We start from the raw sequence: 19273 nt of genomic DNA on the forward strand, positions 1-19273 counted from the left end.
GACCACCACGACCACCACCCTCCAGCTAGGCAACCGCGCTTACTGTAACCGTGGTTGCATCGAATGGTCCAGTGGTCGGCGTGCATGCGGCGGTCACCCTGTTGCATCCAGCGAAATCCACAACGCTGGCCGGCCCTAACGCGACGACTCCAGCGCCGAGCTGACCATGTCCACCCAGTCGTGCGAATGCGACACCGGTCGACGCCGTAACCGACGCACCACCTGGCCCCGCTGTCGGGATGGTCATCCCCGGTCTGGTGATCATCGCGATGTGCGTGACTGCGGCGCTCGCGCCGCACCTGCTTCTGTTTGCGCCCAATGTTTCTGGCCACACCAGTGGGCGGGACAGCCAAGGTCCTCGCGGTGTTGTCCGGGGCGATGTGCAGGATGACCTGCTGCATGGCGAGCCGCTGATAGGCGTAGATGGTCATGAGTCGCACGGCGCGGGTGGCCAGCCCCTGTCGGCGGTGGTCGCGGCCGATGGCGTAGGCGAGTTCGGTGATGCGGCCGTGTGGGTGTCGTCCGTGCGGGCCGGTCGGAAGAGCAGGATCTCGCCGAGGGCGGTGTGTCCGTCGGTGGCGATGGCGAGTTGGATGCTGCGGCCTTCGGCGCGTTGGGCGCGGGCCTGGTCGAGGTAGGTGCGGGCGGTCAGGTCGAACGGTGCGCGCAGCGGGATTCATCGGTCGACGTCGAAGTCGTTGAACAGCTCGACCATCACGGGTAGGTCCGCGTCGGTCCATTCCCGCAGGTGTAGGGCGAGGCCGGACAGGCGGACGGTGGTGGACAGGCGGCTGTGGTCGGCCGGTGGGATGGTTACGGGGTCCGCTGTTGGCGCTGGTTGGCCGCGCGACGCCAGGCGGCGTCGCGCAGGAGGCGTAGGCCGTTGAGGCCGACGATGATGGTGGAGCCTTCGTGGCCGGCGACGCCGAGTGGCAGGGGCAGGGTGCCGGCGAGGTCCCAGGTGACCAGGACGGCGATGAAGGTGCCGGCGATGACGAGGTTCGCGCTGACGAGCCGGCGGGCGCGGCGGGCGAGGGCGATGACGGCGGGCAGGGTGGTGAGTTCGTCGCGGGTGATGACCGCGTCGGCGGTGTCGAGGGCGAGGTCGGATCCGGAGCGGCCCATGGCGATGCCGACGTGGGCGGTGGCGAGGCCCGGTGCGTCGTTGACGCCGTCGCCGACGACGGCCACCCGCCCTCCGCGGGCCTGTAGTTCCTGCACCATGCCGACCTTGTCCCGCGGCAGCAGGCCGGCGCGGACGTCGGTAATACCGACCTCGGCGGCGAGCCGGGCGGCGGCGCGTGGATTGTCGCCGGTCAGGAGCTGCGGCGTCGTTCCGGTCAGGGCGGTGAGTCGGGCCACCGTGTCGGCGGCGCCGGGGCGGACCTGATCGGTCAGGCCGAGCAGCCCGGCGGGTACGCCGTCGACCCGGACCACGATCGCCGTGCGGCCGGTACGTTCCAGCTCGTCGACGGCGGCGCGTGCCGTGTCGTCGTGCCCGGCACGGCTGTCGGTTGGTCGGCCGACCTCGATGTGATGGCCGTTGACCCGGGCGGCGACGCCGCGTCCGGGTGTGGAGGTGAACGCGTCGGCGGCAGGGATCGGAACACCGGCGTCGTGGGCGGCGGCGACGATCGCCCGGGCGAGGGGGTGCTCGGACGGCTTCTCCACGGCGGCGGCGAGGGCGAGCAGGTCGCGGGCATTGATCGTGGCGCCACGAAGCGGGCGGACGTCGGTCAGCTGCGGGATGCCGGTGGTGAGAGTGCCGGTCTTGTCGAAGGCCACCCGGGTGACGGTGGCGAGTTGTTCCATCACCACGGCGGATTTCACCAGCACGCCGTGCCGTCCGGCGTTGGCGATCGCGGACAGCAGGGGCGGCATGGTGGCCAGGACCACCGCGCACGGCGACGCGACGATCATGAAGGTCATCGCCCGTAGCAGCGTCGGCTCGAACGGCGCGCCGAACGCCAGGGGGATGACGAACAGGGCGATCGTGGCGGCGACCATTCCGACCGAGTACCGCTGTTCGACTTTCTCGATGAACAGTTGAACTTTGGCTTTGGTGGCGCTGGCCTCGGTGACCATCGTGGCGATCCGGGCGACCATCGTGTCGGCGGCCGGTCGGGTGACCCGCACCCGCAGCGCTCCGGTGCCGTTGAGGGTGCCGGCGAAGACCTCGGCACCGGCCGTCTTCGTCACCGGTAGCGGCTCGCCGGTGATGGTGGCCTGGTCGACCTCGCTGGCGCCGTCGACCACCTCACCGTCGCCGCCGATCCGTTCCCCGGGTCGGACCAGGATGATGTCGCCGACGCGTAGGTCGGCGGCCTCGACGGTCTCCTCGCCGGTGGCGGTGAGCCGGGTGGCGGTCTCCGGGGCCAGGTCGAGCAGGCTGGCCACGGAGTCCTCGGTGCGTTTGGTCGCGATCGCCTCCAGCGCGCCGGAGGTGGCGAAGATGACGATGAGTAGGGCGCCGTCGAGGACCTGCCCGATCGACGCCGCGCCGACGGCGGCCAGGACCATCAGCAGGTCGACGTCGAGCTTGCGCTGCCGCAGCGCCTGCAAGCCGGCCCAGCCGGGTTCCCATCCGCCGGCGGCGTAGCAGGCCAGGTACAACGTCCACCACAGCCAGTCGGGCCCGCCGGTGACGTGGGTGAGCAGGCCGAGGAGGAACAGACCGGTTCCGGCGGCGGCCCAGCGGACCTCCGGCAGCGACCACATGCTGGTGCGCCGCGGACCGCGTAGCCCTGGGCCGGCTGTCCGGGCGGGCGGCGGCGCCGATGGATCCGCAAGACTCGTCGTCACCCAGAAAGCATATATGCGCAGACATGCAGATACGCAAGCAGCTAGGTAAGGGCTATGCTCTGGCCATGCATACGTCGATGCCGGATTTCGACATGCCCAACGAGGAGCAGGTGCACCTGGCGGCCGAGACGTTCCGCCTACTGGCCGACCCGACCCGGATCAAGGTGCTGTGGGCGCTACTGCAGGGCGAGTCGTCGGTGGCCTGCCTCGCCGAACTCGCCGGCGCCGCCCCCACCGCCGTCAGCCAGCACCTGGCCAAACTCCGGCTCGCCGGCCTGGTCAAAGGCCGCCGCGAAGGAACATTCGTCTACTACTCCGCAGCCGACGAACACGTCCGCGGCCTGCTCCGGCAAGCTCTCTTCCACGCCGACCACATCGACCGCGACCTGCCCGACACCCCCGGACACCCGATAGCGCCAACGATCAGCGCGACCCACAACCGCGGCAGCGGCAGGGTGTAGGCATCAACGCCGCTGAGAACATCGCGAAGTCTGGCGCAACCCACCAGGCGGCGCGACGCCAGCGGAGAAACCGTCAGCGCGACGTACGCGCCCGACGAGGCGACAGGTTCGATGATCAGCAAATTCGCCAGTCGCGACCAGGCGCTATCGGCTCCACAGGTGTACGAGGGCGGCATTGAACCTATCCGAGGCGGCGGCCGGGGCGCCCACCGGTCACGGCCGAGGTGCGGGAGTTGGTGCTGCGGCTGGATGGGAACAACTCGACCTGGGGATGCCGGCGTATCCAGGGCGAGTTGGCGGGCGGGGCCAGCACGGTCTGGGCGATTCCGACTCGGGCTGGTGTGGGCCCGGCACCACGGCGGGCGGGATCGACGTGGACAAGTTTCTCACCGCGCAGGCCAAAGGCATCCTGGCGTGCGATTTTCTGCAGGTCGACACCATCGGCCTGACTCGCATCTCCGTACTGTTCCTCTTGGAGATCGCGACCCGCCGGGTACACCTGCTGGGGGCCTCGACCAACCCAACCGGTGACTGGGTGGTGCAGCAGGCCCGCAACCTGATGCTGGACCTGGGGGAGCGGGCCCACCGGTTCCGGTACCTTGTCCGGGACCGGGACCCCAAGTACACCGCCATGTTCGACACCGTCTTCCAGGCCGAGGGCATCGAGGTGCTCCGAACGCCACCACAGGCTGCCCGGGCGAACGCGTTCGCGGAGCGCTGGGCGCGCACGCAGCCGGGTCTTGCCACGTCATGGCAGGTCTCGGCGGACGGCCGCACGGTCGACTTCGAGTTGCGGCCCGGCGTGGAGTTCCACGACGGCACGCCGTTCGACGAGCAGGCCGCGAAATGGAACCTCGAACGCTGGATCGGCAAGGAATCCCACGACTGGCTGGCCGCGTCGAAGATCATGACGAAGGTCGAGGCGCCCGGGCCGCTGAAGCTGCGCTGAGCCTCGATCGCGCCTATCACCCGCTGCTGCAGGAGCTGACGTTCACTCGACCGCCCGGTTTCCTCAGTCCCAAGGCCGTCGACGCCTCCGGAAAATTCACCATGGCGATCGGGACCGGGCCGTGGCAGCTGGACAGCATCTCGACTACGACGGCCGCGCTGGTCCGCAACGACGACTACTGGGGCACCAAGCCGAAGATCGACCGCGTCGAGTTCAGCGTCCGGAAGGATTCACAGACGCGTGTCGCGGCGCTGCGCGCCAGCGAGGTGGACATGCTTGGCGGCAGCTACCCCGCCCCGATCTCGCCGACCGAGGCGGTCACTCTCGGCCGGGACTCGCGGGTCACGGTGCTACACGGCGAGCCGGACATCACCGTCATGCTCGGCTTCAACCGCAACGGTATCGCAGGGGACCGGGCGGCGTGCACCCACCTCCGAGGCCGCTCGTTCGTTCCGTCTCCCTGCGGCCACGTAAGTTCGAGCGGTGCTGACACCAGCCACCCGCCGCTCCGCTGCTAGTTCCTCATTGCTTCTGGCCTTTGCTGCGGGCGCCGTCGTCGGGGTCCTCGGCGGCATGATTGGCCTCGGTGGCGCTGAGTTCCGGCTACCCCTGCTGATCATGCTGTTCGGGTTCGCCGCCCTGCAGGCGGTCATCCTCAACAAGACACTCAGCCTGGTCGTGGTCCTCACCGCCTTGCCCGCCCGCCTCGCCGCAGTGCCCTTCTCCGCGCTGGTCCCGCACTGGACCGTGGTGCTCAATCTGCTGGCCGGCAGCCTGGCCGGCGCCTGGGTCGGCGCATCCTGGGCCACCCGGATGCGCTCGTCGACCCTCTACCGAATCCTGGCCGTGCTCTTGGTACTGATCGCCGCAGCGCTGATCACCAATCACGCCGGCAGGCTCGGGCACCTCACGCTGGCCCCGGCAGCGGTCATCGCGGCCGGCGTGGTCGCCGGCTTCTTTATCGGCGTCGTAGCCGCGATCATGGGCGTCGCCGGCGGCGAGCTACTGATTCCCACGATCACGCTGCTGTTCGGCACCGATATCAAAATCGCGGGAAGCCTGTCCCTGGCAGTGTCGCTCCCGACAATGCTCGTCGCGTTCGCCCGTTACAGCCGCGACGGCAGCTTCATCGTTCTGCGTCGCTACGTGCGCCTTACCATCGCCCTCGCCGTCGGTTCGATCGCCGGCACCATAGTTGGCGGCCTGCTGCTCGGCGTGGTTCCCGACGCGATCCTCGTCCCGGGCCTCGCCGCGCTACTGGTGCTCTCCTCGATCAAGGTCTGGCGCCACGCGACGGCCGAGTGACCACCCTAGATGCTTTGGGACGCGCCGGTCTCCGCAGCCTGAACACTGGGGCCGGTTCGCCTCCGCCAGGATCCGGGCAGTGGGTACGGACGCCGGCCGTGGACCTCGGAGACTGGGCCGGCGGGGTGTCGCTTGTTGTTCGGGCGCTGTCGAGGGCGGTTGCGTCGAACCCGCTTCCTGATCTTTTCGTGGATGCGTCGGCTGCGGCAAGGACGAGCCGGGCGGTGGCGTCGGCGCACTTACGCTGGGCGAACAGTAGAACGCGCCCGGCGAACTCACCGTGATTTAGCCCTCGTTTCACCGGCCCACCGGCGGCGTTGCTGTAACGATGCAAGACGTGGGAACTGCGGAAACTACGACGCCTGCCATCTCGCCCCTTGCTGGTGAGCCGATCAAGCGTGCCGATGCCGAGCGGCTCGCGGGAGTGCTGAAGGCATTCGCCGACCCAGCCCGGCTGCGACTGCTCAGTCTGATCCAGTCCGCTCCGGAGGGCGAGGCGTCGGTGACCGACCTCACCGCGCCGCTCGGGCTTTCCCAGCCGACCGTGAGTCATCACCTTCGGATCCTCACCGAGGCTGGCCTGCTCGAGCGGGAAAAGCGCGGCGTCTGGGCGTACTACCGCTTGGTGCCATCCGCGATCGCGGCGATCGCCGACCTGTTGACGCCGCCCCGCAAGCGGGCGACGAAGAAGACCCGCTGACCGGCAGCGTCGAAGACCGGCCCTCGCCAACTGTGTCCCGGGACCTGCCGACGTTCTGTGATCAACACGAGTCAGGAAGCCGATCTTCTCTATCCGCCAGCGTTCGCCACGCTAATCCGCTGGCCAGTCCACAGCGCCTGCGGGCGCTCACCTGGCTGACACTTGCCGCCGGACTTGCCAACACCATCTTCGCTCCGACGACCGCCAGTCTGGTGAAGCAGTGGGGCTGGCGGTACACGTACCTGATCCTGGCTGCGGTTCTCGCGGCCGTCACCATTCTCACAGACTGGTGGGGCCTGCGAACGCGTTGAGGACCTTGCCGCCCTGGATCGGCGGGTGGGTCAGCAACGTCGTCAGGGCCACCGCGAGGTGTCCGCGGGCGACCTCCGGTCGCGGTTCGTACTTGTCCCCATCGCCGCGTAGCGACGGATGCACGCACAGGTTGCGGTCCTCCGTTACCAAAACGGCCCCGGTCCTGGAGGAACGCCTACGGTCAGCCGGATCCGCGTGCCTGACCGACCCGGCGGCGGCGTGACGCTCGATGTCCGACTGCCTCCGCCGCGCGAGACGGCCTCCACCGCGGTCGGCATGCAGCTGCTGACCGTTCCTGCGTGAACGGGCGGAGCGGTCCCCGCCCGTTCGTCACGTCTCCTTACGACGGGGTGGCGCCGGTGATGGTGAGCTGATACGGGAACGGATCGCCGACTCCGACCTGCCACATCGTGTAGTTGCGGTGCTGCGACGGTGTGGCAGCGACGACGAGCATCAGGTGCGTCTCACCGCTCTGGAGGCTGAAGTTGGCAGTCTGCCCCGGAGCGAACAGACCGCTGTAGCGTACCGAGAAGTCGCTGCGGACGGCGACCAGCTGGAAGCGCCAGTCCGCGCCCGACAAGGTGGACTGGCCTTGCAACTGGACGCTCACCTGTCCGCCGGTCGGGTTGAGCCGGAAGATGTTGTGCCCGTACTGGTGCGGTGCGTCGCTGCTCGCGATCCGGTACAGGCCGCCACCCTGGCTCTGGAGGGGGTCGGTGTGCAGCGGTCGGTATGCTCCGCCACCGCGCCACAGGTCGCTGCGGATGGCCTGCCCGTCCGAGAAGTCGTACACGACCTGGCGCGACGCGTAGTCGCCGATGAGCTCCGCGAACTCCTGGTGGTCCAGGCCGAGGACGCGTTTGATGGTGTCGATCGGATGCTCGCCCCGCCGCGCCTCGTACCAGAACTGGTTGATGACCTGTGGCCCGTACGTGTCGCGGATCGTGTTGAACAGCATCCAGTCGCCGTAGTACGTCTCCTGGGCGAGCCAGCGGAAGTGCTGGCGGTCGACGTAGTAGCCCGAGCCGACGACGACCTCGGGGCGCTTCATACGGGCCATGTAGTTGGCGTGCGCCTCCCATACCGGCCCGGCCACCGGGTTGCCGTGACCCCAGCCACCGCCGTTGCCGTTTGCGGCGTTGATGTCACTGGCGTAGGACTGGAGGATGTGGTTGAACTCGTGGGATTCGACCCAGTTGTCCCAGGTCTTGTCGTAGGGCAGGCACATGTGTCCGGCCCCGATCTCGTCCTGTCCGGCCCAGTTGGCCCTGGGTAGGAAATTGCCGGACCAGGACCCGCACAGGTACAGGTTGATGCGGTAGTTCGCACCCTGAGTGTGGTCGGCCGGGTCGACCCAGCCGATGTCGTTCACGTAGTAGTCCCAGATCTCCTCCATGTGGTTAGCGACCCACTGGGGGTAGTTGTCGTACCCGCGCTGGCGCCCCCAGGCGACGACGTCAACGGCGTTGCCCCAGCGGACCGTGAAGTTTTCGGACTCGACAGCGTTTCCGGTGTAGGCACCCGCGTCGGTGATGAACCGTGGGACGCGGGACTGCTTGGCCTGCTGGGCCTGCGGGGGTGAGCATTCGGCGGTGACCGCGTAGTCGACCGAGTTGCATGCGGCGGCGTGTGCCGGGGCCGCTGCGACGGCCGCCAGCGGGCCGGCGGCGAGTACTGCGCACGCGGCGCCGACGGCTCCGAGCCGGCGGACGCGCCTTCGCGCTTGCGTGGCTACCATGCCGTGAGGCTCCCTTCTCCAGGTGATTACTTTGGCTTCAACAGTTGGATAATCATCGATGCCGGGTGCGGCGTCATCGGCGGGCGCACCAGGGCTTTCGTCGGCACAGGCCCGGCCGCCGAGGAGGCTGACCGCAAGCACCGGGACGCAGACCCCGGCGGTCAGCGCCATCGGCCGGCCCGGCTGCGTGTGGAAGATTGCGCGTCGCGGCTCCCTTCGGGACACCCCGCCCGACGGTGCCGGGGGCAGAGTCGACTGAGACGGCCTGATGCATGCAGTGCTCGCCCCACACGGCCCTGCGGCTGACCGAAAACCTTTTCGGAAGATCGTACATCAGCGTGTGTCGATGTCAAGGGGTGGCAGGCCTCGCTCCTCCGTCGGACACGGAGCCGAATGGTATGGGCAGGGCCGACAGATCGAGATCGAAAGCTTTTCGGGGCGAAAAATCGATGCGCATCACCGTCAAGGGCGGGCGGGTGCAGCTCGGCCCGACCACCCGGGTCAGCGGCCCGCAAGCACGTGTCCGGCGACGGGCTCGGCCCAGCGACAAGCGGTCGCTTGACCAGCCTGATCTTCGGCACAACCCTGACCGCAGCACGTCGCTTGACTCGCGGATCGTCGGAGCCGCTCATGGCCAGCGACCCCCAGGTTGCCGAAATCCTCCACGCCGGGTTCGCTGCCGAAATCGTTTTCTATAGTTGGGCGTCGATGCGGATCGGCGCCCATCGAGCCTTGGCCAGGAGGAACTGATGCGCCGTAGCCTCAGTCTGTTGACGGTGACCGCCGCGCTCGTTGCGGGTATGGGGCAGCTCGTTAGGTGCTGCCCATACCGCCCCGTCACCTGCTCCCGCCGCCCCGCCGTACATCATTGGTGGGGAGGTGATCTCGTCCGCCCCGTGGATCGCGACGACCTTGCGCAACGGATATCCCTACTGCTCCGCTTCGTTCATCGTCCCTCGGTTGGTGATGACCGCGACGCATTGCGTGGGCGGCACCATGGGCGTCCGCGTCGGCGGTGTCCGTAACGCGAGCGGAGGCACGGTCGCCGGCCTGATCCGGACCCACACCCGGTTCGATATCGCCCTGATGGAGCTGGACCGGTCCATCGACGGTCCCACTGTCGTCCTCGCCAGCGCCAATCCGCCGGTCGGTCGACAACTTCCATCTTCGGATGGGGTTATACCCGCAACACCGGCTGCACCGGCTCGCCGCCTCCACTTCAGACGGCGTCAACATCCAGAACTACTCCAGCGTCGCCAGCAGCCAAACGTGGATTCGGTCGATAGCCCGCGTGTGACATCGAGGTCGGCTTGCTGCCCGTCAGACGGCCGGGACCTCGGCGGCCGGCGGCAGCACCCGCACCAGTTCCGCGACACCGGCCGGGTCGAACCCGGGCCGCCCGGCGGGGTCGACGTCTCTCCAGGTGAGTCTCCAGAGCTCGGGGAGATGTACTCGATCAGTTGTTACACTCGGCCCTCCGCACGGGAACCGGGCAGTACAACGGGTCCGCCCCTCCCGCTCGCCGTCGGCGTCCTCGACCAGATGAGCGATCGCCGTACGGCTGGCCGGCAGTCCAACCCCGGCGACCGGTGCACGGCGCCTCGTCTCGGCCGAGGATCGCAGGGCCTCGTGCACAGCACCCTGTACGGCCCGGATGGCATCGAGCTGGCTCGGGTCCGAGCCAGCTGGATCGGCGTCCGGGGCTGAGCCGGCTGTCATCGGGGTATCACCATGGGAGAGTCCGCGCACCTACAGCGGACGAGATCCAGGCGAACAGGGGTACCGCATGTTTCTGATCTTCGGTTTGCGCACCAAGTCGGAGCGGCTGGGGCTGGTCCCGATGGTCTGCCGGGTCTGCGGGCAGCCCGGCAGCATGCTGCTGGTGCGCGAGACCACTCGGTTCAGCCTCTTCTTCGTACCGCTGTTCCGAGTCCGGACGAAGCACGCGCTCCACTGCACCAACCCGCTCTGCGGCGCGCGCACCGACATCGGAGCGGGCGAGGCACGCCGACTGCTTGCCGCAGCGCCGCGCTGACCGGCTGCGCAGCGACCCCCGGTCGGCGGCTAGATGTGCGCCCTTTGATCTTGGCTGGGGTTGACGGGAAGTCCGATGCCTCGCGCGGTAGACGCCTTGCGGTCAAGTCCGGGCGTAGTGCGGCACGTACTCCTGGCAGGTGAGGGACTGGATGGTGGCCATCAGGGTGTCGGTGAGTCGGCGGATGTCCGCCGGCGCCTCGATGTGCACCGGGATGGCTGGCCCGAAGGTGATGCTGATCGGGTGGCGCCGGGGAAAGCGTGACCCGGGCGGGCGCACCTGGTCTGTGCCGCGGATGCCGACCGGGATAATGGGGACGCCGGCCTGGTGGGCGAGGCGAACCGCGCCGGTGCGGCCTCGATAGAGGCGGCCGTCGGGAGAACGGGTGCCCTCGGGGAAGACGGCTACCAGGCCGCCGGAGCGGAGTACGGGCAGGGCGGCGTCGAATGCCGCGAGGGCCGCTCGGCCATTGCCGCGCTCGACCGGGATGGCGCCCATGCCGGTGATGACCCGCCGGGTGAGGAGGCCGCGGGGCCCGGGAGAGCGGAAGTATTCGGCCTTGGCCCAGAAGGCGATGTGCCGGGGCGTCAGGATTCCGAGGAACAACTGGTCGGCGACCGACAGGTGGTTGGGGGCCAGGATCGCACCCCCGGTATCGGGGAGGTGACCGAGGCCGGTGACGGTGGGACGCCAGGAATGATTCAGGTATCGGCCGATGGTGTGCTGGGCCAGGCCGTACAGGGGTGGGATGCGGGTCATGCAGCGGGTCCGAGGTGGGCGGTGAGGGCGGCGTCGAGCAGCGCAGCCGGATCGGTGGCGCCGGTCGCGAGGGTGAGGCTGCCCCAGTTCCAGAGTTGGGCGATGCCGTGCAGGTTGGCCCACAGTGCTCCGGCGACGACCTGGGCTGGCGGCTCGGGCTCGGGCCGGGCCTGCGCGACCAGGTCGGTGAGGAGTCGGAAGAGCGGGAGACTGGTATCGCGCAGTCCCAGGCGGCCGCTCTCCAGCAGGTCGTGGCGGAACATCAGTTCGTACCGGCCGCGGCGGGCGACGGCGAAGTCCAGGTAGACCCGGGCGAGCGTGGCGAGCCGGACGTGTGAGTCGCTGGGTGCCTCGGCCAAGGCCGCGGTCACCCGGGCGGCGAGGTCGGTGAACCCGTCGTGGGCGATAGCCGACAGCAACTCCAGGTGGGTGGGAAAGTAGCGGCGCGGCGCACCGTGCGAGACGCCGGCGCGTCGGGCGATTTCTCGCAGCGACACCGCGGACGGGCCCTCGGTGTCGAGTAGTTCGCCGCCGACACGGATAAGGCGATCGCGCAGGCCCTCGTCAGCTTCCATAGACAATGTCTACCAGCTACCAGTAGACAACGTCTACTCATCCTGCCTGCCGTGTTGGCCGCCGGACCCAACCTCCTCCTCCGACCACCTCCGTGCCGTGCCGGACGGGTCACGGCTGTCTTGGAGTGAGGGCGTCGGCGCCTTCGGGGGCACCCGGCCGCCTACCCATGCTTACACCGTTCGGCGGCGCCGGAACGATTCCGGATCCGACGGGACACGGCCGGACCGGGTGGGACGTGGGGGATGCTCATCGCAGGAGTACCCACCGAGCACCCAACCGTCCACGGGGGACGGAAACGCAAACGGCGCCCGACCCATACCTCCACAGGTCAGACGCCTCTTGATCTTGCGCGCCCGAAGGGATTCGAACCCCTAACCTTCTGATCCGTAGTCACCGGTCACGTCCGAGGTGCGCCTGTTGGTGCTGCGGCTGGCCCGGGACAACCCGATCTGGGGTGTCGGCGCATCCAGGGCGAGTTGGCCAGCCTGGGCTACCGACTTGCTGGCAAGCACGGTCTGGGCGATTCTGACAAGGCTGGTGTGGGCCCGGCCCCGCGGCGGGCGGGACCGACCTGGACCGAGTCCCTCGCCGCGCAGGCCAAAGGCATCCTTTCCTGAGACTTTCTACACGTCGACACGATCGGCCTGACCCGCATCTGCGTACTGGTCCTCATGGAGATCGCCACCCGGCGGGTACACCTGCTGGGGGCCACGACCAACCCGACCAGTGACTGGGCGGCATCGGCCGCACCAGGTCCTGCGGACAATGCCCACCCGAGCGGGACAGGCTTCCGGCGAAAGGTCGATGATCTGGGTGCGGTGCCGGTACGGCGCAGGAAGGTGGTCCACGGGTTGATCAACGAGTACGAGCAAGCCGCGTAGCCAAAACCGAATTCTCGAACGGTACAGGTCGCCCGGACAACCTGGGTCGTTGAATCTGTTCATCCTGAGTATTGAGGCGTTTACGTGATCCATATGCAAGTGCGTGGGGAGACTGGCGAAGTCGTGGCCCATGGGTCCTGTGGAGTGAATTGGTCCGAGGCGCTGGGACAGGTAGATCAAGGTCGGTTTCCGTATTTGAGCAGCCTGCTTCCTTATGCGGATACGATGTTCAACTCGCGGCAGGCTGAGCGGCTTCGGCTGGAGGTCTCAAGTCAATCTGTGTGCGATGTTATTGGAGATGATGCTGCATCCGAGATTGAAAGGCTGTGTAGGCAGGTCGAGAATGGCTCCCATCTGTACCTATGGTTCTTGGGAGACTAGTGCCGCGTCACGCAGCCTTGAACGGGTAATCCGGGTGGCGGATCTTGGAACCGGCGGCGATTGTGGTCTTGGGGCGGGCTCGTTGGTTGCGCCAGCGGATGTACGCGCCGATTGCCGCGTCCTGTTGGGTGTGGGTGTGGTGGTCGGTGTCGTTGAGGGCGACGTAGCGCACGGCGGCGGACTCGGCCGATCCAGTTCCGTCAGGGCGCCTAATTCGGTTCTTCCGAGTCGTTCGGCTGCCTCCGCCCGTCCGGTCGGGGACGACCACAGCAGAGCCCATGCTTCGCCCGACAGGGCAACGGAAACCGCCTGCTCGTTCGGATGGTTGGTAGGCGCGCCAGACCGCTTACGTGGGCTCGGGCTCGGTGACAGCGACATGAAAGCCGTATGTAAGTGCCGAGCGCGTAACGTTTATCCCGAAACAGGCATGAACCGGGATGGAGAGAAATGCTTGCCGATCCGGCCAAGGCATCAGTCGACCATTCGAAGCAGGGGGAGATGTTGAAAATCCAAAGGCTAATCTGGTATCGCATGGTTCGCCCCATGGCGATCGCCGTCGCGATGTTTGCCATCGCGGCGGCGGCCGTCACGGTCACCACCGCACCCGCCAGCGCCGCTCCAGAAACCTGGGATGCCCATAACCAAAATACTGTAGTCGCACGCACCAGCGCCGCTCAAGAAATCTGGGGTGCCCGTAACCATAATACTGGCCGCTGCCTCGACGACAGCTTCGAATACGGGCTGCGAGCCTATGGCTGCAATGGCTCGGCGTACCAGAAGTGGACGATAAGTGCCGCCCTCGGCACCTGGCAGAACATGGCAACCGGCCGTTGCCTCGACGACAGTTTCGAGTACGGGCTGCGGGCCTATGGCTGCAACTGGTCGGCGTACCAGACATGGGGCTACAGCGTGGTCGAGACCCTGCGCAATTCGCACACCGGTCGTTGTCTCGACGACAGTTTCGAGTACGGGCTGCGGGCCTATGGCTGCAACGACCTCAACTATCAGAAGTGGGACCTCGTCTAGAATTCCTGGCGGCATACCTCTGATCCGTTGTTCTCTGAGCCGAGAGTCTCGCCGGCACCAATCTGCGGCGGAGCTCTCGGCTCACCTGTGGCAGTCGAGTTAGCGGGTTCTCGAGTGGGACGTCAGTGGATGCCACACCAGTGGGCTCCTGAAATCGCTCCGGCCGGGCAGACGGATCACGAACCAGTCCGCTGCCTCCCGGGCCACCTGTTCGAGGGTTCCGGGCTTCTCGAAGAGGTGGCTGACGCCGGGTACCACCCGGGAGCTTGACAGGGTGCGGCTCTGCGGGTGTCGGCGCGGCTTGGCGGAGCCGACCCGGTTGGCGGACGCGGTCCAGGGGCCTGGGCCTCGCTGCAAGGGTGCAGGATCCACAACTTGCGATCGGCGGCAGATCCGGACGCCGAGTCGGCCCTGATCCGGGAGGTGCAAGACGCTACCTTCCACGGCCGTCGACCTCCCCGCCGCAGCAACAGCGGCAGAAGCGGATGCCGCAACCTGTGCCGGGTGATCCGGCTGGTGGCTCACCGAGGGGCGTTCTCGGCCGTTCATGGTTTGTGCGCTCGATGTCGCTTGGAACCGGCGACGCTGCAGTCCCGTGACATCGAAGGCGCGGCAATGGGGGAGCATGTTGGAGGTCTAGACCGATGCACGATGACCGTGGACGTTCTCGACCCGCCGCGCGACAGTGACCGCTGCGGCTGTGCCCGCTAGCTTCAGCGGTCCAGTTCCATCACAGTGAGTTCGCCGCCGCATCGCAGGCACGGCACGTTGATCGCCGAGTCGCCGTCGCCGAGCAGGCAGGGAACGCAGAACACCTCGTCGCAGGCCGTGCACTGCATGCCGAATCTGGGCGAGATCACGTTGACGTCGAAGGTCCCCGGCTCCGTCCGGTGCACGTGCCGGTGGCACTCGCGGCAGTAGTCGATACCCCGCCGCCGCATGGTGGTTGCCGCCTGCGGGTGGCCGAGGCGCGCGGCGTGCACGATGTGCTCGTCGGCTTCCGCGAAGCGGCCGAGCTTGCCGAGGGCCATGCCGAGCGCGTTGTGCGCCTCGGAGTACTCCGGTCGCAGGTCGAGGCACGCGCGCAGCGGCTCGAGTGCCTCCTCCCACCGACCGGCGTTGGTTAGCGAGACCCCGAGGAACAGCTGGCAGCTCGACGAGCCCGGATCGGCGCCGGCTGCCTCGGCGAACCCATCGGCTGCCTCCGACCAGCGCTTCTGGTCGAACAGCGCCAGGGCGCGCTGGTACGTCGCCCGCGACTGCTCGACGTCGGAGCGGTTGTCTCTGCTCTTGCGCGAGAACAAACCCACCAGGGCCTCCTTCGACGACCCGACTCATCGTAGGTGTGGTACCTGCGACGCCGGTTGATCTCCGGAAGTCCCAGAGCTGAGCCAGCTCCTCTTCGGAGAACCGGTCCGAACTGGTACGAACCTCTCGCCCGGGCATCGACCGTCACGATTCGGCCATCCACCCGAAGTGATCGCCGGCTTGGTCGGCGGGGATGGAGACCGCCGGTAGGTCGAGGCCGCGACTGATCGCGTCGGCGATGACCCGGGTGGGCACGGCCTCCTCGGCGGTGGCGTACAGCGCCGCGCCGGTCGGTGTCTCGTCCACCGCGAGGCGGACCTCGTCCACCGCAAACCGGACCTCGTCCAAGGCGAGACGGACGCGGTTCGCGGCATCGAGCCGATGCCTTGCGGCCCACCGGTTGCTGCGGTGATGTTGCCTCCAGGAACTCCTGCGCCGCCACCAGAGCAGCGTGCCTAAGGCTCGCTGACATACGCGACAGGCTCCCGGAAACCAACAAGGCAGATGAGCTGCGCGCGACCTGATCGACGAACTGCGCGTGGCCGGCCTGGCCCCGACCGCGCAGCGCCGGCTGGTGCTCACCGCGCCGCGCGGGCGGGAGCACCCGGCGAGCGCGATCGAGATCCACCAGCGGCTGCGCGTGGTCGGGCAGGCGGTCGGGTCGACCACGGTGTACCGCACCCCTGTACGCGTTGGCCGACGCCGGTCGGGTGCATGTCTTCACCGCGACGAGAACTGACCTACCGGCACTGCCAGTGACGGGCCGCACCATCGCCTGGTGTGCGAGGTGTGCGGGCTGGTGGCGGAGCGATCTGCCGACACTGTGACCCGCTGGCTCCAGCAGCAATGCGCGGACGAGGACCTCGTGCCAAACCCTGAGCACAGCGAGCCTGCATGCCGATCGCCGTCCGCCCGCCGCCGTCCAGTGAACCGACTGCTTCCAGTACGGCGGAGCGAAGGTGGCCAGTGGCGCCTCTGTCACCCTCCGTCAATGTGGCGGGCGTCGTAATGAAAACGAAAACCGATGTGCTTATAGTCTGTCTGTACAGGAGCCCGACCGGCATCACCTGTCCCCGAAGTTCGAGCAGGCCACGCGCCGGTCACATCCCTAGCCGAACGGACCCACCACCCCGCCATGCGTCTGTCCATCGCCATCGCCACCGCCACCGCCGTCGGCATCGTCGTCCTCGGCGCGAACCCGGCGGCTGCCGCGCCCGGGCCGGTCCCGGCGCCAACGCCGTCCAGCGGCGCGCCCGGCCAAACCGGCCCGGCGCCGGTGACCTGGGGCGTGGCCCCGTCGAGCCCGACGGGACCGAATGGGCGGGCGAGTTTCGGGTACAAACTCGATCCCGGTGCCAAGGTGACGGACTACGTCGCGGTGACCAACCACTCCGCGCGGCCGCTCACCCTGAGTCTCTACGCCAGCGACGCCGTCACCACCCCCCAGGGTGGCTTCGACCTGTTGCCCGGGGCGCAACGGCCGGTCGATGTCGGCTCCTGGGTGCGGCTCACCGCTTCGACGCTGACCATCCCGTCGACCTCCCGGGTCGACGTGCCGTTCACCCTGACGGTGCCCGACAATGCCACCCCGGGCGACCACACCGGCGGCATCGTGGCCACACTCGCCGCCACCAGCACCGACCGCCAGGGAAACCAGGTCGCGGTCGACCACCGGGTCGGCGCGCGGATCTACCTTCGGGTCACCGGCGAACTGCGCCCGGCGCTGGCCCTGGAGGACCTTCAGGTACGTCACCGTGGTTCCGCCAATCCGTTCGGCGGCGGCGAGATCGTCGCCACGGCCACGATCCGCAACACCGGGAACGTGCGGCTCGCCGGTCAGCCGGCGATCGACGCCGCCGGGCTCTTCGGCCTCGGCCGCCGCGGCGCGTCCGGCGCGGCGTTGCCGCAGATCCTTCCCGGTGACGCGATCCAGGCCACCGTCCGGCTACCCGGGGTGCCTCCGTTGTTCCGGCTCACGGTCACCACCACCGTCGTCCCGGCGGCCGTCGACAGTCAGGTGCGCGACCCGGCGCCGGCGACGGCGTCGCAGGTGACCACCGTCTGGGCCGTGCCATGGTTCCACCTACTACTCGTCGCCCTTGTCGCCGGCGCGGTGTGGGCCCTCCTGACGGCTCGCCGCCGCAGGCGCCGCCGCGCGGCCCGGCACCTGGAGCAGGCCGTCGCCGCCGCCCGCGAGCAGGGCCGCGCCGAAGCCGTCGCGACGGTCGCCGCGACGCCGGCCGAACAGCCGAGCGGCACCGGCGGCAGGCCGCGACAGCCGGAGAGCCGTACGCCGGAAACCGCACCGGAGACGCCGACGGCGCCCCCGGGGAGCGAATCGTGACCCGGACGAGGAGTTCGGACGAGCCGGCCGCGACATCGACAACTTTCAGTGGAGCAAGGGCAGGGAGGATGATGAGAACAGCACATCTGCGCGTCGGCGCGGCCGGGTTCGCCCTGGCCGTACTGGCGCTGACCGGCGCTGCCGCACCGGTGCGCGCCGCGCCGGCGCCGGTCGACCCGGCGGGGGCGGACCTGGTGTCCCTCTCGGTCGCCGACGGTGACCTTTCGATGCGCGTCCGCGACGCGACCCAGATAGCCAGGCAAGCGGTCGGGCACGACCCGGCCGACGTGCTGCTGAGCCCGGAGGGCGGCGTCGCGGTACGGGTGCCGGACAATCCGGCGTTCTCGTTCCTCGGTGCGCCCGGTCAGGCGGTCTGGTCGCTGACCTCCGGAGACCAGGGTCTGCCCGCGTTCGACACCACGGGCGTGGGACGGGGCGTGGTCCGGGGCGACGCGGTGACCATCTCGCTGGCGGCGGTGCAGGGGCCCGGCCGGTTCACCGCCTATACGGTGTCCGGCCTGGGCACGGCCCGGCAGCTGCTCGGCGTGGGCGCCCGGGAGGCGTCGCTGCCGGTCGCGACCCGCACCCAGGTCATCTGGGCGTTCGACGCGGCCGGTGACTACCGGCTCACCCTCGGCTCGTCGGCGACGTTGGCGACGGGCGGGACGGTGACCGCCGAGGCGACGTACCAGGTCACCGTCCCGACCCTGCGGCCGGGACCGGCGCTGCCGCCGCCCGCCGTGGCGGCGGCGCCGGTCGAGACCGTCCGGCCGTCGCCGCAGACCCAGGCCAGGGCACTTCCGGGTGCGCCGCGGGCCGCGCCGGCGCCGTCCCCCGCGGCCTCGCCGCCGGTGGTGGCGAACGCCGCTCCGGCCGCCGGCGAGCGCAAGGTGATCTCCGACGGGCACGTGGACATGGGGCCGCAACTGGTGGGCGGGGACTGGACGATCCGGATCAAGGACGACACGGTCACCCCGGCGGTGTGGCGGGAACTGGCCGACGTGGTCCTGCAGGTCAAGGACAACGCGAAGACGACGGTCCCGGCCGGGGCGGACTTCCTGGGCGACGAGGGCGACGAGGTCTGGCTGCTGCCGCAGGCGCAGCGGTCCGGGATCGTCTGGCCGGGCTGGAACACCCAGCACGAGTCGGTGGTCTCCGGGACCCGGGGCGACGTGACCTGGACTCTCGCCGGAGTAGACGGTCCGGGCCGGTTTACGCTCTTCCTGACCGGATCGTTCGGCAACGCCGACGTGCTCTTCGACTCGGCCAAGTCCCTGCCCCAGCGGCTCGCGATCCCGCCGAACACACACGCGCACGGAAACTGGGCGTTCAGCGAGCCGGGCCTCTACCGGCTGAAGGTGCAGATGAGCGGCACCACCACGGACGGCAGGGCGGTCACCGACGCCAGGACCTTGGCGATAGCGGTGGGCGACGACACCGATCCGAACCCGGGCTTCGGTGGCGGCGGCTCCGGCGACGGATCGGGCGACGGTTCCGGTGGCGACGGCAGGCTGCCGCGTACCGGCACCTCGTGGGTTGTCACGGCGGTTGCCGGGGGCCTGCTTCTCGTACTGGCCGGGGCGCTGCTGCGGTTCGTCGCGCGACGTCGCGGCGGGCCCGGAACCCGGACGACAACCACCGGATAGTGGCTTCACAGAGTTGATAACCATTCCCATTTTCATGTTATCGTGCGGCG

Annotated in this window: 19 protein-coding genes; 12 read left to right on the top strand and 7 right to left on the bottom strand. The window is 68.8% G+C overall.

Annotation, left to right across the window (positions count from 1 at the left end; translation table 11 throughout):
• The first annotated feature begins 511 nt into the window (after nt 1–511).
• Nucleotides 512–724, top strand: a complete 213-nt coding sequence (locus AAH979_RS35645; RefSeq protein ID WP_346262534.1) for a hypothetical protein — start codon at nt 512–514, stop codon at nt 722–724.
• Between the two features lie 89 nt (nt 725–813).
• On the opposite strand, the gene AAH979_RS35650 is transcribed toward AAH979_RS35645, so the two are convergent.
• Nucleotides 814–2718 carry a heavy metal translocating P-type ATPase gene (locus AAH979_RS35650; protein ID WP_346262586.1) on the bottom strand — a complete coding sequence of 635 codons (1905 nt, stop codon included), beginning with the start codon at nt 2716–2718 and terminating at the stop codon, nt 814–816.
• Nucleotides 2719–2867: 149 nt separating this feature from the next.
• On the opposite strand from AAH979_RS35650, the gene AAH979_RS35655 reads away from it, so the two are divergent.
• The 5 genes from AAH979_RS35655 to AAH979_RS35675 all read left to right on the top strand — a co-directional run bounded on the left by AAH979_RS35655 (nt 2868) and on the right by AAH979_RS35675 (nt 6217).
• The gene (locus AAH979_RS35655; protein ID WP_346262535.1) at nt 2868–3263 is read left to right on the top strand and encodes a metalloregulator ArsR/SmtB family transcription factor; all 396 of its coding nucleotides are present in this window, start codon (nt 2868–2870) and stop codon (nt 3261–3263) included.
• A 373-nt stretch (nt 3264–3636) separates the two neighbouring features.
• Nucleotides 3637–4212 (top strand): ABC transporter substrate-binding protein, encoded by a 576-nt coding sequence (locus tag AAH979_RS35660; RefSeq protein ID WP_346262536.1) that lies wholly within the window; start codon nt 3637–3639, stop codon nt 4210–4212.
• Nucleotides 4110–4730 carry an ABC transporter substrate-binding protein gene (locus AAH979_RS35665; RefSeq protein WP_346262537.1) on the top strand — a complete coding sequence of 207 codons (621 nt, stop codon included), beginning with the start codon at nt 4110–4112 and terminating at the stop codon, nt 4728–4730. The genes AAH979_RS35660 and AAH979_RS35665 overlap by 103 nt, the downstream gene beginning before the upstream one ends.
• Nucleotides 4696–5517 carry a sulfite exporter TauE/SafE family protein gene (locus tag AAH979_RS35670; protein ID WP_346262538.1) on the top strand — a complete coding sequence of 274 codons (822 nt, stop codon included), beginning with the start codon at nt 4696–4698 and terminating at the stop codon, nt 5515–5517. Before AAH979_RS35665 ends, AAH979_RS35670 begins: the two co-directional genes overlap by 35 nt.
• 328 nt (nt 5518–5845) lie before the next feature.
• A complete protein-coding gene (locus AAH979_RS35675; protein WP_346262539.1) occupies nt 5846–6217 on the top strand; it encodes a metalloregulator ArsR/SmtB family transcription factor in 372 nt (123 codons plus the stop codon).
• 652 nt (nt 6218–6869) lie between these two features.
• Here the strand turns inward: AAH979_RS35675 and AAH979_RS35680 are convergent.
• Nucleotides 6870–8438 carry a DUF6055 domain-containing protein gene (locus AAH979_RS35680; RefSeq protein WP_346262540.1) on the bottom strand — a complete coding sequence of 523 codons (1569 nt, stop codon included), beginning with the start codon at nt 8436–8438 and terminating at the stop codon, nt 6870–6872.
• Between the two features lie 1615 nt (nt 8439–10053).
• On the opposite strand from AAH979_RS35680, the gene AAH979_RS35685 reads away from it, so the two are divergent.
• Nucleotides 10054–10302 (top strand): zinc-ribbon domain-containing protein, encoded by a 249-nt coding sequence (locus tag AAH979_RS35685; RefSeq protein WP_346262541.1) that lies wholly within the window; start codon nt 10054–10056, stop codon nt 10300–10302.
• 102 nt (nt 10303–10404) lie between these two features.
• On the opposite strand, the gene AAH979_RS35690 is transcribed toward AAH979_RS35685, so the two are convergent.
• A complete protein-coding gene (locus AAH979_RS35690) occupies nt 10405–11052 on the bottom strand; it encodes a lysophospholipid acyltransferase family protein (protein ID WP_346262587.1) in 648 nt (215 codons plus the stop codon).
• 5 nt (nt 11053–11057) lie between these two features.
• Complete coding sequence (locus AAH979_RS35695) at nt 11058–11636, bottom strand: TetR/AcrR family transcriptional regulator (protein ID WP_346262542.1); 579 nt, start codon at nt 11634–11636, stop codon at nt 11058–11060.
• A gap of 672 nt (nt 11637–12308) precedes the next feature.
• Between AAH979_RS35695 and AAH979_RS35700 the strand changes: the two genes are divergently transcribed.
• On the top strand, nt 12309–12518 hold the full coding sequence (locus AAH979_RS35700) for a hypothetical protein (protein ID WP_346262543.1): 210 nt from the start codon (nt 12309–12311) through the stop codon (nt 12516–12518).
• Nucleotides 12519–12906: 388 nt separating this feature from the next.
• On the opposite strand, the gene AAH979_RS35705 is transcribed toward AAH979_RS35700, so the two are convergent.
• A complete protein-coding gene (locus AAH979_RS35705; protein WP_346262544.1) occupies nt 12907–13071 on the bottom strand; it encodes a hypothetical protein in 165 nt (54 codons plus the stop codon).
• Between the two features lie 275 nt (nt 13072–13346).
• On the opposite strand from AAH979_RS35705, the gene AAH979_RS35710 reads away from it, so the two are divergent.
• Nucleotides 13347–13925, top strand: coding sequence for a ricin-type beta-trefoil lectin domain protein (locus AAH979_RS35710; RefSeq protein ID WP_346262545.1), 579 nt, complete (start codon nt 13347–13349; stop codon nt 13923–13925).
• 713 nt (nt 13926–14638) lie between these two features.
• Here the strand turns inward: AAH979_RS35710 and AAH979_RS35715 are convergent.
• Both AAH979_RS35715 and AAH979_RS35720 read right to left on the bottom strand, forming a co-directional pair.
• Nucleotides 14639–15235 carry a tetratricopeptide repeat protein gene (locus AAH979_RS35715; protein WP_346262546.1) on the bottom strand — a complete coding sequence of 199 codons (597 nt, stop codon included), beginning with the start codon at nt 15233–15235 and terminating at the stop codon, nt 14639–14641.
• Between the two features lie 142 nt (nt 15236–15377).
• Entirely contained in the window at nt 15378–15560 is a 183-nt protein-coding gene (locus AAH979_RS35720; RefSeq protein WP_346262547.1) for a hypothetical protein, read from the bottom strand.
• A 211-nt stretch (nt 15561–15771) separates the two neighbouring features.
• Between AAH979_RS35720 and AAH979_RS35725 the strand changes: the two genes are divergently transcribed.
• The 3 genes from AAH979_RS35725 to AAH979_RS35735 all read left to right on the top strand — a co-directional run bounded on the left by AAH979_RS35725 (nt 15772) and on the right by AAH979_RS35735 (nt 19223).
• Complete coding sequence (locus AAH979_RS35725) at nt 15772–15972, top strand: hypothetical protein (protein WP_346262548.1); 201 nt, start codon at nt 15772–15774, stop codon at nt 15970–15972.
• Between the two features lie 396 nt (nt 15973–16368).
• The gene (locus AAH979_RS35730; protein ID WP_346262549.1) at nt 16369–17577 is read left to right on the top strand and encodes a DUF916 domain-containing protein; all 1209 of its coding nucleotides are present in this window, start codon (nt 16369–16371) and stop codon (nt 17575–17577) included.
• Nucleotides 17578–17648: 71 nt separating this feature from the next.
• The gene (locus AAH979_RS35735) at nt 17649–19223 is read left to right on the top strand and encodes a TIGR03773 family transporter-associated surface protein (protein WP_346262550.1); all 1575 of its coding nucleotides are present in this window, start codon (nt 17649–17651) and stop codon (nt 19221–19223) included.
• Nucleotides 19224–19273: the final 50 nt, after the last annotated feature.

This window comes from Plantactinospora sp. ZYX-F-223, assembly GCF_039649625.1.
In the GTDB taxonomy this organism is placed as follows: Bacteria; Actinomycetota; Actinomycetes; order Mycobacteriales; family Micromonosporaceae; genus Plantactinospora.